10 protein-coding genes are annotated in these 13,215 nt (G+C 39.2%); 1 reads left to right on the forward strand and 9 read right to left on the reverse strand.

Translation table 11 applies throughout. The annotated features are described in order from the left end of the window. Positions 1 to 456 precede the first annotated feature (456 nt). A complete protein-coding gene (folE, locus tag VB733_RS05015; protein ID WP_323339002.1) occupies positions 457 to 1,107 on the forward strand; it encodes a GTP cyclohydrolase I FolE in 651 nt (216 codons plus the stop codon). Between the two features lie 148 nt (positions 1,108 to 1,255). Here the strand turns inward: folE and VB733_RS05020 are convergent, their stop codons facing one another. From VB733_RS05020 to VB733_RS05060, 9 genes are all read right to left on the reverse strand, one after another. Beyond that, positions 1,256 to 1,804, reverse strand: coding sequence for a pentapeptide repeat-containing protein (locus tag VB733_RS05020; protein ID WP_323339003.1), 549 nt, complete (start codon positions 1,802 to 1,804; stop codon positions 1,256 to 1,258). 566 nt (positions 1,805 to 2,370) lie between these two features. Next, entirely contained in the window at positions 2,371 to 4,098 is a 1,728-nt protein-coding gene (locus VB733_RS05025) for a S8 family peptidase (RefSeq protein WP_323339004.1), read from the reverse strand. 841 nt (positions 4,099 to 4,939) lie between these two features. Further along, positions 4,940 to 5,515, reverse strand: coding sequence for an ureidoglycolate lyase (locus VB733_RS05030; RefSeq protein WP_323339005.1), 576 nt, complete (start codon positions 5,513 to 5,515; stop codon positions 4,940 to 4,942). 72 nt (positions 5,516 to 5,587) lie between these two features. Continuing rightward, complete coding sequence (locus VB733_RS05035; protein WP_323339006.1) at positions 5,588 to 6,451, reverse strand: polysaccharide deacetylase family protein; 864 nt, start codon at positions 6,449 to 6,451, stop codon at positions 5,588 to 5,590. A gap of 130 nt (positions 6,452 to 6,581) precedes the next feature. After that, positions 6,582 to 7,463: an ABC transporter permease gene (locus VB733_RS05040; protein ID WP_323339007.1), complete on the reverse strand. Its 882-nt coding sequence runs from the start codon at positions 7,461 to 7,463 to the stop codon at positions 6,582 to 6,584. 96 nt (positions 7,464 to 7,559) lie between these two features. Further along, the gene (locus tag VB733_RS05045; RefSeq protein ID WP_323339008.1) at positions 7,560 to 8,636 is read right to left on the reverse strand and encodes an ABC transporter permease; all 1,077 of its coding nucleotides are present in this window, start codon (positions 8,634 to 8,636) and stop codon (positions 7,560 to 7,562) included. A 79-nt stretch (positions 8,637 to 8,715) separates the two neighbouring features. After that, a complete protein-coding gene (locus VB733_RS05050; RefSeq protein WP_323339009.1) occupies positions 8,716 to 10,254 on the reverse strand; it encodes an ABC transporter ATP-binding protein in 1,539 nt (512 codons plus the stop codon). A 5-nt stretch (positions 10,255 to 10,259) separates the two neighbouring features. Continuing rightward, the gene (locus tag VB733_RS05055) at positions 10,260 to 11,399 is read right to left on the reverse strand and encodes a BMP family ABC transporter substrate-binding protein (RefSeq protein ID WP_323339010.1); all 1,140 of its coding nucleotides are present in this window, start codon (positions 11,397 to 11,399) and stop codon (positions 10,260 to 10,262) included. A 373-nt stretch (positions 11,400 to 11,772) separates the two neighbouring features. Next, a complete protein-coding gene (locus VB733_RS05060; protein ID WP_323339011.1) occupies positions 11,773 to 13,164 on the reverse strand; it encodes a malic enzyme-like NAD(P)-binding protein in 1,392 nt (463 codons plus the stop codon). Positions 13,165 to 13,215: the final 51 nt, after the last annotated feature.

Here is a 13,215-nt window from a genome sequence, read left to right on the forward strand (position 1 = left end):
AAAAATCAATAATGATTACCATTTATGATGTTTCTTATAGTAATCTTATAATCATCTCATTTTCGCAGTCCTTCAGACTCTGAGACCTTTCTCCTACTTATGCACTGCGCTGCTGTTTAAATACCTAATGAGACGTACTTGTGGTCAAACCCAGATAAAATCAACTTGTCTTGCTCACGTGGAGATAGACATAAATCAAATTCATTATCAGGTTAATAATTGTTTGGTATAATTAAGAAATGTTAAGTGAAAGTTGCTAATGTATGTAGGAGCAGATTCGTTAAAGATAATCAGTTCGCGACAAATTATCTGAAAATGAACCCGCCCTTATTTCAGTTATTGGTGAATTGCTGGTAGATTCCGATTGTTTCTTATAGTAACTATCGAAAAATAGCAATTAACTATTGACAGTTGACAACTAACAGCTAACAGTCAACAATCCACAGAATTGGAAATATGACTTTATCGATTAGTCCTGAACTAACATCTGCTGAACAGGTTTTATCATCTTTAGCTACTCAAGCAAAGCCTAAAGTAACCGATGCGGAGATGATGCAGGCTGTGCGTACTTTACTAATTGGGTTAGGAGAAGACCCAGACCGGGAAGGGTTAAAAGATACTCCAAAAAGGGTGATGAAAGCTTTACAATTTCTCACCAAGGGATATCATGAATCTTTAGATGAATTGCTCAATGGAGCAGTATTCACCGAAGATGCAAATGAAATGGTTTTAGTTCGGGACATTGATATTTTTAGTTCTTGTGAACACCATATTTTGCCAATAATTGGTCGCGCTCATGTCGCATATATTCCAAATGGTAAAGTCATTGGATTATCGAAAGTTGCCCGTATTTGTGAAATGTACGCACGTCGTTTACAAGTACAAGAAAGGTTGACATTTCAAATAGCCGACGCATTACAAAGATTGCTCAAACCGCAAGGAGTTGCGGTTGTTATTGAAGCAACCCATATGTGTATGGTAATGCGTGGTGTTCAGAAACCTGGTTCTTGGACTGTCACCAGTGCAATGCAAGGTGTATTTGCTGACGACGCGCGTACTCGCGAAGAATTCATGAATTTAATTCGCCACAAACCACGTTTTAGTTAATTTGGGATGCTTGGTAGTTAATAGTTAATGGTTAAAAGTTAGTAGTTGGTAGTTAATTCTTTTTGGTTCTCTAATATCTATTAACTACTTAACTTATTACCAATTAACCATTTACTAATGAACTAATGAAATATTCGTACTATTCGTACTAACGACCGCCAGCCCAAGTAACCCACTTGTGAGATGAACCTGTGTACGTTTTTTCCCTACTCATTTCTTCTTCAGTGATAATAGCTCCCGTTAAATCCGCACCAGTAATTTCTGCTTCATACAGATTGGCCGCACTAAAATCTGCATGAAATAGATTTGCTCCACTGAAATTTGTACCGCTTAATTCGGACTCACTTAAATTGGCACGAGCTAGATTTGCTAAAACTAAACTAGCACTTCGTAGGTCAGCACGCTTCAGATTGCTGGCTTCCAAATTAACATGAACCATATCTGCACCAATCAAATTGGTGTCACTTAAATTTGCACCAGAAAGATTTGCACCATTTAGGTCTGCATCAGTAAGGTTGGCACAACTGAGGTCACATCCAATCAAATTTGCACGATTAAGGTCTGCACCACTCAGGTCTGCACCACTCAGGTTTGCGCCACTCAGATTTACGTCTCGAAGATTGGCTTGATGCAGAATTACTCCACGAAAATCTCGTTCTCCTGCTGCATATCGACTCAGGATCGTATTCTTGTCCATATTGCCCTCACTATAACTGACAGGTCAACTTTCTTGATTGCACTTTAGTTTGTTAGGAGTTACTTTTCCCCTCACGCCAGACTCTAACAACTATTTTGTGAAAAGAAGTTTTGCGAAAACTTGTATTTCTCATTGTGCTTGAATTTATTATTTTTGGAGCGATCGCTTAACGTAAAATAATAATCAAATTATTCAAAATTTATTATTAAGTAATAAGACTTAAATTTTCCATGAAACTCTTAATATATCTCAATAATCGTACAACTAAGATATGGAGATACAGTTTATATGCTCAATTTTTAAAAATGGTCATTATTTATTGTTTGTAAGTATTATAAAAAATAATTCCTTTTCATCTATCTATAGTTAGATTAATTAAAAATTATATTATCTTATGGTATTTTTGTTTTATTTTAGATTCCCGACTCTGCAAACAGCCGGGAATACTAGTTTTAGTTTGGTTGAACTGAGCGATCGCACTCTCTCAATTTAGGCAGTAACCGGGACATTCTCGGAACGGGAGGAACCCGCCCAGATTGTATTCACCATGCCCTACAAATTACAGATTACAAATTCTCAGTATTAATTAACCCAAAACCCCATTTAGGGTCAAATGTACCAGTTGGTTGTCCGGGAATCGCACTATTATTCTTCAATAATTCCTTCACTGTATCGGGCGTTAAGCTTGCATCCCTCTGCAACAACAAGGCAACTAAACCCGACACAAATGGACAAGCCATACTCGTACCAGCCATAACGACAAACTTAGAGTTAATCATCATCGATTTATCGAAGCCAGCTGCTGACGACATAGCCGAAACAATCATTGCTCCAGGAGCCGCAACATCTGGTTTTTGCAAACCATTGCGTAATGGTCCTTCGCTGCTAAAGTCGGAAATATTATCCAACTTCAAACCAACTTCGCGGTCTTGGCTGTTAATATCTTTAAACTTGCTTCTTGTTGTATAAGCAGCAACTGTGACTGCACTCTTCGACGCACCAGGTGAACCAATTTTCATTGTATCTTGGGCACTTTTACCTGTGAAAAAGACGGAACCAGTATTATCAATTGTCCAAACATCTACACAAGTTTCCTTCGCCGAATTGTTTCGCAGACGTAATTGCCAAACCCCACCTGTTACAGGCAAACGTCCCATCCCCCGAATTTGAGCGAAGAAATTATAGTCGCCGTTAGCAACATCTTTCCCTGGTGTGACCACTTGAATCTTGGCATCGGTTAAGGTGTAATCCTTGGATGGGTTGCCGTCGGTAATAATTTTTTGCCAAGGGGTAACGAAACCGCTAGGACTCCGCAGCTGTACTTCTAATTCCGCATTACCGGAGTACCAGCCATTGAGCCAAACAATTCCAACCTGTGTCGTTGGTACACGGAAACGCATTGATTGCATTGAATTCGCTGCAACTATAGCCTGTCCGTGAATATTATCGTTACCTTCATTTCCCGCCGCACAGCAAACAATTCTGCCGGGTCCTGATTCGGCATCAATAATTTGAGATAGGGAGTCACTACCATCATGTGCATCAGCATGTCCGCCTAAACTTAAGTTGACAACTGCTGGTTTACCCAATTCGCTGGCAATGCGGAAAATGTAACGAATCCCATCAGCAATGTGGGCATCTTGTAAATCACTTCTAACTACAACTAATTCCGCTTCGGGCGCGACACCACCATATGTTGCATCTGCACCGGAAGCGATACCAGCTACATGAGTACCATGTCCATCTTCATCTGGGGAAATGGTTAGTTGTTCGCCTTTAAATTCTGCACCGTAGCTACCTTCTGCTACTCCAGGTCCAGACATGGTTTGATCCCAAATACTTAAGATGCGTCCAGCAAAGGCTGGGTGTTTAGCATCAATGCCGCTATCTACAATCCCAATAATTACATCTTTTCCGGTTAATCCGGTTTTGTTTTTGAACTCTGGTAATTTTACTTTCCCCGGAGCCACGTCCATCGACAGTTTCATCTTCCGTGATGGTTTGATGCGGACAACAGCATCCTCTTCCGAAAGGGCATCTAAACCATCCATGGGCAAAAATGCGGTTCGTACGCTTCCCGTATTCTGGTTCAGGTGAATGCCGTATTGTTCTAAGTGGCTGAGGTTGGCTTGTTCGTCACAATAGACAAACACAACACTTCTAGTCGGTTTGACGTTGCTTTTTGCTGTCACGATACCCAAAGAGCGTTTGTGGGGTGTTAAGGCTGCTTCGCCTTCGTGTTTATAGTCTTCGTATGCTACCAATAAACCAGCAGAAAGTTTTTCGTGTCTCATTTTTACCTCAAGTTAATTTGATTTGCTGCAAGATTTTAGCAAGTATAATTCCTCTAGGCTTGAACTAATGCTAAGTATTTTTTATTGCATTAATTACTAAGTAGCTTTATGGCTATATATTCGCTATTGACTTTGGTTGACAGGGATAGAATGTATTGTGTGTTTACTTCTTTAATTTAAGGATTTTTTGCTAGAGTGACTTGAATAAATGTATTTTCATGCTCCTAAAAGCCTTGTTGATTAAGTATTTCAGGTCAGTTAAGTCAATTAACAAAATTTTATGTTCCTAAATCCTAATTGAGTAATACAAGTTTGGTTTGAGGATTTACAGAAAAACTCACAATATTCCTCAACTCCTCAACAAGAAATATTACGCAACCTAACTAATTAATTTACATGTAAAAATAAGACTAACACTGAATCTGAAGCTGATATAAATAGTACAGTAGATTTTCTTTTTGTTTTACATGTGCTATGTAAAATGTCTGAGATTTTTATACGTTTTGTGTATAAAAAACACGTATTAAAGTATCTAGTTGCTATGTGATGGTGTGTGATAGCTAAGATTTACTTTAAATAATCAATCAGTTGTGTAAGTAGGTCGGTGGGAAAAAACACAACTATGTTAAGAAAGATAAACAAGGCTAAAACCCTCTTCCCTCCTGCCTCTCCGCAGTTGCTACAACGCGGGGTAGACGAGCGGAGCGAGGCTTCTCGAAGAGTACCCGCGCAACGCACTGCTCTCTGCCCTCTGCCTCCTGCCTTATCCCAATGATAAATATTCGCGCCTACTTACTTAATCAGTTGTGTTGCCACCATAGTCCATTTAACTGAAGTATATTTAACTAGCATCCAGTTGAATTTCACAACCTAATCTTTTGGGTAAAGAAATTTTATAAACATCACCTTGATTCATTTCTCCAGGTGCTTTCATTGCACTTAAAGCCGCCACCACTTCATCAGAATTTGCTGTGAGAATGACAACAGGAGTATCGCCAGCAATGGGAAAATCATGCCAAGTGCCGAGATGTAGCAACAAACCGTGTCCGGCAGGAAAACGAAATGCTTTGACTTGGGTTAAATCAGGTAAATCTTTGTTTTGCTCATGATTTGGTGTTCCTAAAACCATAATAAATGGAGATTGTCCTAAAGCGATAAACATTTGTGTCATGTACATATGACGCTCAAGCCAGATGATTTGAGGATATCCCGGCATGATTTTCGCAGTTCTAAAAGTTGCAGTTCCGCGATAGGTAAAGTCAATATTTTCGCCTTCAATCACTCTTTCTTGATAGAAAGGAATTCCCAATCCGGGTTTGCTCACATCATCTCCGAGTAAATATCCATAAGGTTTGATGTTTTCTGAAGTAGCATCAATGATGGGAATAGTTAAAGTTTTAGTTTCTGCTTTTGTCATAATTTATGAGTTCCATCAAGAACAATAGTTAACTCTACTTAAAGATTTTAATTGACAATAATTATTTATTATTTATGATTCATTATTGCTGACTAACAAATCATAAATTTTTTCACCTGTTGTTAGCCAAGTATCTTGTTTATTTTTAATATGCAATAAACATTGTTTTAGATATTTCATTCGTAATGGCTGACCAACAATAAATGGATGTAAACCGATCGCCATAACTCTGGGGTTTGATTGTCCATCTAACCAGAGTTGGTCAAATTGGTCTTCGATCGCTTGGGCAAATTCGGCTCCAGAGAAGCGATTACTCAAACACAAGCTAATATCATTTGCTTCAATTGTGTAAGGAATTGCTAACATTTGGTTGCCATTATTGAGGGGATACCAATATGGTTGGTCATCGTTTACCCAGTCGGCTGTGTAAGTGATTCCGGCGGCATGAAGTAATGCAAATGTTGATTCTGTAATCGAGAAACCAGGGGTTAACCATCCTTTTGGGAACTTGCCTGTAGCTTGTTTGAGTAAATTTAGAGTTTGATTAATTGTCGCACTTTCAGTATCTTTATCCATGCCGCTATGCCCTGTGGAATTATTAATTCCATGTGCCATAACTTCCCACCCATAATTTTGGATTGCCTCCATTATTTCGGGATATAAGGAACAAATCTCGCCATTTACTGCTGCTGTTACAGGTATTTCTAATTCTGCAAATAGTTCAAATAATCGCCAAATGCCAACGCGATTTCCATAATCTCGCCAAGCATAATTAGCGATTTCTGGCTGACTATTTAAATGGGGTTGAATTGCTGTTCCCAATTTACCAAAGGTGAAATGTTCAACATTCATTACTACCCAAACTGCAATGCGATCGCTATTGGGTAATTTTAGCAGTGGACGTTTGCTGATTGGTTGAAAATATGGTGGATGCATAGTAATTTGGGTGTAAGATTTTAGGTTTTAGTTTTTAGGTTTTGGGTTTTAATATTGCAACTTTATATTTTGTACTCGATACAACATCGGTTTGTCGAATTGTCGAAATTTGCTGAAGGGGTAAAATCTTCTATTTGAGGAAAATACGAGTTTGTTTTTGAGAAGTTAGAACTAATACAATAATAGTAGCGAGATAGGGTAATGAAGACAGCAAATAGGGAGAAATATCTACACCTATGCCCTGTAAAATTAACTGGATAGCGTTAATACCGCCAAATAGATAAGCTCCCAATAAAAGACGTTTGGGTTGCCAACTCGCAAACACCACTAAGGCGATCGCAATCCATCCTCTTCCTGCTATGATATTTTCTGACCACAATGGTGTATATGCTAAGGATAGATAAGCGCCTGCGAAACCAGCCATTGCACCACCAAATAAAACTGCTAGATATTGCATTCGTTTTACTCTTAAACCTAATGCATTTGCAGATTCAGGGGATTCTCCGATGCTTCGCAGCATTAACCCTGCTCTTGTTTTCTGCAAAAACCAACCGACTAAGATAGTTAAGATAATTGCGAAATATACCAAAATATCTTGTTGAAATAATGCTTCTCCAACTAAAGGAAGACTGTTGAGAAAGGGAATTCCTTGACGTTGTAAGCCTGTGATTGTTTTACCTACATATTCAGTGCCAATAAATCCACTTAAGCCGGAACCAAAGATAGTTATGGCTAATCCGGTTGCGATTTGGTTGGCATTAATTGTAATAGTTAATACTGCGTGAATTAAAGAAATTAGCATTCCTGCTAAAAGTGCGATTAAAAATCCTAAATAGACGTTGCCAGTATTTGATGCCACGATAAAACCACTGACTGCACCAATTAACATTATCCCTTCTACACCGAGGTTTAAAATACCTGATTTTTCGGTGATTAATTCTCCTAAGCCAGCAAATATTAGTGGTGTTGCGGCACGTAGTGTATCGGCAATAATGTTGGTGAAAATTGTCATGGATTAATAGTTAATATACAATAAAAATTATGATTTAGAGCTTGAAATTAAAATTTATTTAGATTGCTTATGCCAGGATAAAATTATGAATAAATACTACAAATTATGAATAGAAACTCGATGATTTACTAATAACTCAGTTATCAGCAGAAAGAAGAATAAAATACCTTGAAAAACTCCAGCGATCGCTAAAGGAATTCGCTGCTGAATTTGTAATAATTCGCTACCTACATATAAAATTGCCATCAATAAACTTGACAAAATTGCCCCAAGGGGATTGAGTCTGGCAATAAATGCGGCAATGATGGCTGTATAGCCATATCCAGGGGAAATTGTTGAGCGTAATTGTCCAATTGCTCCTAATACTTCACATGCTCCTGCTAATCCTGCTAAACCACCACTGAGGAGGAAACTCCAGATAATTATTTTGTGACTATTTATCCCCGCATAGTTTGCTGCACCTTGACTTGAACCAACAACTTTGACGCTAAAGCCGAAAAATGTCAGCTTGAATATTCCCCAGATAATGATTGCGGCGATGAGTGCAAGTAGTATCCCGAAATGTAAGCGAGTGCCCACAATTAATCTGGGTAAAGTGGCAAATGGCGAAAATAGCGCTGATTCGGGAAAATTTAATCCATTTGGGTCTTTTAATAAACCTTGTAATAAGTAATTTAATAATGAAATGGCGACATAATTTAACATTAAACTTGTGAGAATTTCATGAGCATGAAATCTTACTTTTAATATTGCTGGAATTGCAGACCAAATTATCCCGCCAACTATGCCAGCGAGTAAACTCAAGATTAATAAACTGTAATTGTTAAAACTTAAACTTAAATTTGGTAAAGTCAAAGCTACAGCACTCGCAGAAATTGCCCCAACTGTTAATTGTCCTTCTGCACCAATATTCCATACTTTAGCTTGAAAGCAGATAGCTAAACCAACACTAATTAATAGAATTGGTGCTGCTTTCACCCCTAGTTCCGTTAATCCATATAAAGTTAACCAGGGTGAGATAAGTATTGTCTGTAATGCGTCAATTGGTGATTTTCCTAAACTACTAAATAAAATACCTCCGGTAATTAACGTTAATATTAATGCTAATAAGGGAGATAATATTTGCCATAATCTTGATGGAGTATTGCGTGGTTCTATTTTCAGGTGCATCATTCTGGGATTTAAGTATTAAGCACTATCTTAATTTTTGATGAGAAATCGGGTTTCTCCCTGGGCAACAATGCTTCATACTTTACTTGATAAATGGTCTCTTAAACCCAATACCTAACATTAATTCTCCAATCTGATTGCGGGAGATACTATTAACAGAGATTAACTCAGATACTTGTCCTTTGTAGATTACAGCAATGCGATCGCAAAAAGTCAATAGTTCATCCAAATCTTCGGAAACTACCAAAACGCTAGCGCCGGAATCACGCATTTCTATTAAGGCATCGTGGATGGTAGCTGTTGCTTTCACATCTACACCCCAAGTTGGATGGGCAGCAATTAAGACAGCCGGATGTTGTTGGATTTCCCGCCCCATAATAAACTTTTGCACGTTACCACCCGATAAGCTGTTGATGGGGATATGCAGGTTGATATTTTTAGCAGCATCTTGGACATTAAAAGCATGACAAATTCTGTTTGTCCAATCGTTGAGCTTGCGATTTCTAATCAAACCCCGCCGCAACAAACCTTGTCCATAAGCAGTTAGCAGAGCATTTTCGAGCAAATTTAAGCTGGGGACAACACCCTTACTCAAACGTTCTTCTGGCACATATCCTAATCCCAAACGACGACGCTGTGCCGCACCATAACTACCAATTGGCATTTCTCCCAGCATAATCATGTTTGCCTGGGGAGATAATATTTCCCCACTCAACAAAGCTAAAAGTTCCTGCTGTCCATTTCCGGCAACTCCAGCAATACCAACTATTTCACCAGTGCAGACTTGAAGATTAATTTTTTGTAATGCTGTGGCAAATTGATGCGGTGCTGGTAAAGATAAATCTTGTACTTGTAAAGATACTGCACCTGGAGGCATTAATTGCCGTTTTCGCCTTGGCGGTAATTCTTCGCCAATCATCATCTTTGCTAAATTTGCAGTTGTTTCTGATTTTGGGTTGCATTCGGCGACAACTTTTCCCTGGCGTAATATTGTCACTTTGTGACAAAGTGCTTTGACTTCGTCTAATTTATGACTACTGAAGAGGATACTACAGCCAGTTGAGGCAATTTGTCTGAAAATTTGAAATAATTTATTAGTTTCTTGAGGAGTTAAGACAGCAGTCGGTTCATCTAATATTAATAACTTTGTAGCTTGGCAGAGACAGCGAATAATTTCGACTCGTTGTTTTTCTCCTACTGATAATTTATAAACAGGATAGTCGGGATTAATTTTTAAACCATATTCTTGGGAAATAATGCGAATTTTGCGGTCAACCTGTGATAAATTAAATTTTCCTGATTGTGGTAATGCTAAAGCGACATTTTCAGTGACAGTAAGTGTTTCAAATAAGGAAAAATGTTGAAAAACCATAGAAATCCCCAGTTTCTTAGCTTGTAGGGGATGATTGAATTTAACTTGTGTCCCTTCCCAAAAAATTTCTCCAGCATCAGCACTAACTAATCCATAAAGTATCTGCATCAGGGTACTTTTCCCCGCACCATTTTCCCCTAACAACCCATGAATTTCACCAGGTTGAATTGTCAGATTTATCCCTTGATTGGCAATATTACCTGAGTATAGTTTTGTAATATTTTGTAGTTGCGATCGCGGCAAGTTCATGAGTCTTAACTTTGTAATTTGGGCAGCGAACCTTCAATACCTTCAACATACCAATTCATTGCTAATTGCCCTTTATCATCCAATACTTTTCCTTGGGGAACACGAATCACACCTTTTTGGTCTTTAATGGGACCAGCAAACGGATGAGCAACACCTTTAATTATCTCCTCACGTTTAGTATTAACTAACTGTTGGACATCTGGAGGAATTACTGGATTCATGGGTGAAATATCGACAAATCCTTGGGCGATTCCCTGCCAAACCTCCTCAGATTTCCAAGTTCCATTGATGACAGCTAAAGCTTTATCAGTGTAAAACTTTCCCCATTGATTAATTGCCGCAGTTAAATGCGCTTTTGCTCCAAACTTGCTCATATCAGTGTTGTAACCAAAAGCATAAATTCCCTTTTCTTCTGCTAATTGAATTGGGGCTGCTGAATCTGTATGCTGGGCTAAAACATCCGCACCTAAACTTACTAAAGCTTGTGCAGTTTCCCTTTCCTTAGCTGGATCATACCAAGTTTGCGCCCAAATTACGCGAACTTTTGCTTGGGGATTGGTAAATCTAACTCCTTGAGTAAACGCACCAATTCCGCGAATTACCTCAGGAATTGGATAAGCACCAATAAAACCAATAATATTTGATTTTGTCATTTTTCCCGCAATCATTCCCGTTAAATATCGCGGTTCTTCAAATCTACCTAAATAAGTCCCAACATTTGCCGCCCGTTTGTATCCCGTACAATGTTCAAATACCACTTGCGGAAAATCTTTTGCCACCTTCAAAGTTGGATTCATATAACCGAATGAAGTCGTGAAAATCAACTTATTTCCATCCAGTGCTAACTGCCTAATTACCCTCTCCGCATCTGCACCTTCGCTGACATTTTCTACAAAAGTTGTTTTCACCTTTTCTTTGAGATTTGCTTCCATTTCTCTGCGTCCCAAATCATGGGCATAAGTCCAACCAAAATCACCCACAGGACCAATATAAACAAATCCGACCTGAAGTGGTTCCTTTGCTAATATAGGTGAAGCTGGAACAGTCACCTGAGATGGGGAATTGCGATCGCTCTTAACGCAGCCTACAAATATTAATCCAGCGCTAGTTGCAACACCATACTTGAAAAATTTTCGCCGTCTCATAATTTATGAATATTTATAAATCTTTTTGAATCATGAATAAATAATTCCATCAATTATAACTTTAACTTGGCAATTAATTAATGTAAGGGTTAACAGTTGTTAACCCTGAAAATAGAAAATTTCGAGGATGAATGCCCTATGGTTCCACAGGAATTACTACTGATTAACTTAATCCTGAATAATTGAGGCTAAACACGACCCAAACATTAACTTAATCATCACCAAAAACTTGAAGTCAGGTGAAATTAGCAATAAGGTATCAAGTAAAAATAAGTAATAAGTAGTACGGGCATCTTGCCCGCGCGAGCAAGATGCTTGCACTACCAATATTAAATTGTTCAACTTATTTTTACATGGCTCCTAATTGGAAAAACTAAGAACGGGCAATCCCATCCTCACGGGCGGCACGTTGAACTGCTGCGGCAACTGCGGTGGAGACACGCTCGTCGAATACAGACGGGATGATATGTTCTTTATTGAGTTCCGATGGTTTAACCAAAGATGCGATCGCACTGGCAGCTTCGAGGTACATTGAGGTTGTAATCGTCTCCGCACGACAGTCTAATGCGCCCCGGAAGACTCCTGGAAATGCCAAGACATTGTTGATTTGGTTCGGATAATCACTGCGCCCTGTTGCCATCACAGCCACATCTTGAGTGACTAATTCCGGCTGGATTTCGGGAATCGGATTTGCCATTGCAAAGACAATCGGGTCTTTTGCCATTGAACGTACCATTTCTGGTGTCAGAACTCCCGGCGCACTCACACCGATAAATACATCTGCACCTTGAATTGCCCCAGCGAGGCTGCCTTGGGCTTTAACAGCAAATTCCTGTTTTTCTTCCGTTAAGTCAGTACGAGTGGTTGAGAGAATACCTTTAGAGTCACACATTAATATTGTCTCCGCACCAGCTTTTTTGAGTAAACGAGCGATCGCTACACCCGCAGCACCCGCACCGTTAATCACAATCCGAATTTTATCCATCGGCTTATGTACCACCTTTAAGGCATTAAATAACGCCGCTAAGGTGACAATTGCAGTACCATGTTGGTCATCGTGGAAAACGGGAATATCCAACTCGCGCCGCAATCTTTCCTCAATCTCGAAACAACGAGGTGCAGCAATATCCTCAAGATTGACACCACCAAAAACTGGAGCCAGATTTTTGACTGTATTCACGATTTCATCGGTATCTTGGGTTGCTAAACAAATGGGAAAAGCATCGATACCTGCGAACTCCTTAAATAACATTGCTTTGCCTTCCATCACAGGTAAAGCGGCTTCGGGACCTAAGTTTCCCAGACCCAGTACAGCACTGCCATCGGTGACAATGGCTACAGTATTCCCCTTAATTGTGAAATTGTAGACATCTTCAGGATTTTGGGCAATAGCCTTACAAACCCTGCCAACTCCAGGCGTGTAAGCCATCGCTAAATCCGACACACTTTTGAGGTGGATGCGACTAGTGATGCTAATTTTGCCACCGCGATGTAAATTGAAAGTGCGATCGTAAACATTGACAACGTTAATCTCAGGCAAGTTTTTCACCGCCTGGACAATCATCTCAGCATGTTCCGTGCTTGCCGCATCAACAGTAATATCACGGGTGGAAATAGCCCTTGTTTGCTCAATTAAATCAATCTGACCGATATTACCACCATTGGATGCGATCGATGATGTTACAGAAGCCAACATCCCCACGCGATTGGGAACTTCTAGGCGTATTGTCAAACTAAAACTCGAATTCGGTGTGAGGTCAACCATCGTACACACTTAGATTTTAGACACTAAATTTTAGATTGAATTTAGGTATTA

The organism is Calothrix sp. UHCC 0171 (assembly GCF_034931845.1).
Lineage (GTDB): Bacteria > Cyanobacteriota > Cyanobacteriia > Cyanobacteriales > Nostocaceae > Brunnivagina.

What these genes read in the sequence shown, in the direction of transcription:
- VB733_RS05020 (WP_323339003.1), bottom strand. Translation starts at nt 1,804, where the DNA reads ATGGACAAGAATACGATCCTGAGTCGATATGCAGCAGGAGAACGAGAT.
- VB733_RS05045 (WP_323339008.1), bottom strand. Translation starts at nt 8,636, where the DNA reads ATGATGCACCTGAAAATAGAACCACGCAATACTCCATCAAGATTATGG.
- VB733_RS05060 (WP_323339011.1), bottom strand. Translation starts at nt 13,164, where the DNA reads ATGGTTGACCTCACACCGAATTCGAGTTTTAGTTTGACAATACGCCTA.
- VB733_RS05040 (WP_323339007.1), bottom strand. Translation starts at nt 7,463, where the DNA reads ATGACAATTTTCACCAACATTATTGCCGATACACTACGTGCCGCAACA.
- VB733_RS05025 (WP_323339004.1), bottom strand. Translation starts at nt 4,098, where the DNA reads ATGAGACACGAAAAACTTTCTGCTGGTTTATTGGTAGCATACGAAGAC.
- VB733_RS05030 (WP_323339005.1), bottom strand. Translation starts at nt 5,515, where the DNA reads ATGACAAAAGCAGAAACTAAAACTTTAACTATTCCCATCATTGATGCT.
- VB733_RS05035 (WP_323339006.1), bottom strand. Translation starts at nt 6,451, where the DNA reads ATGCATCCACCATATTTTCAACCAATCAGCAAACGTCCACTGCTAAAA.
- folE (WP_323339002.1), top strand. Translation starts at nt 457, where the DNA reads ATGACTTTATCGATTAGTCCTGAACTAACATCTGCTGAACAGGTTTTA.
- VB733_RS05055 (WP_323339010.1), bottom strand. Translation starts at nt 11,399, where the DNA reads ATGAGACGGCGAAAATTTTTCAAGTATGGTGTTGCAACTAGCGCTGGA.
- VB733_RS05050 (WP_323339009.1), bottom strand. Translation starts at nt 10,254, where the DNA reads ATGAACTTGCCGCGATCGCAACTACAAAATATTACAAAACTATACTCA.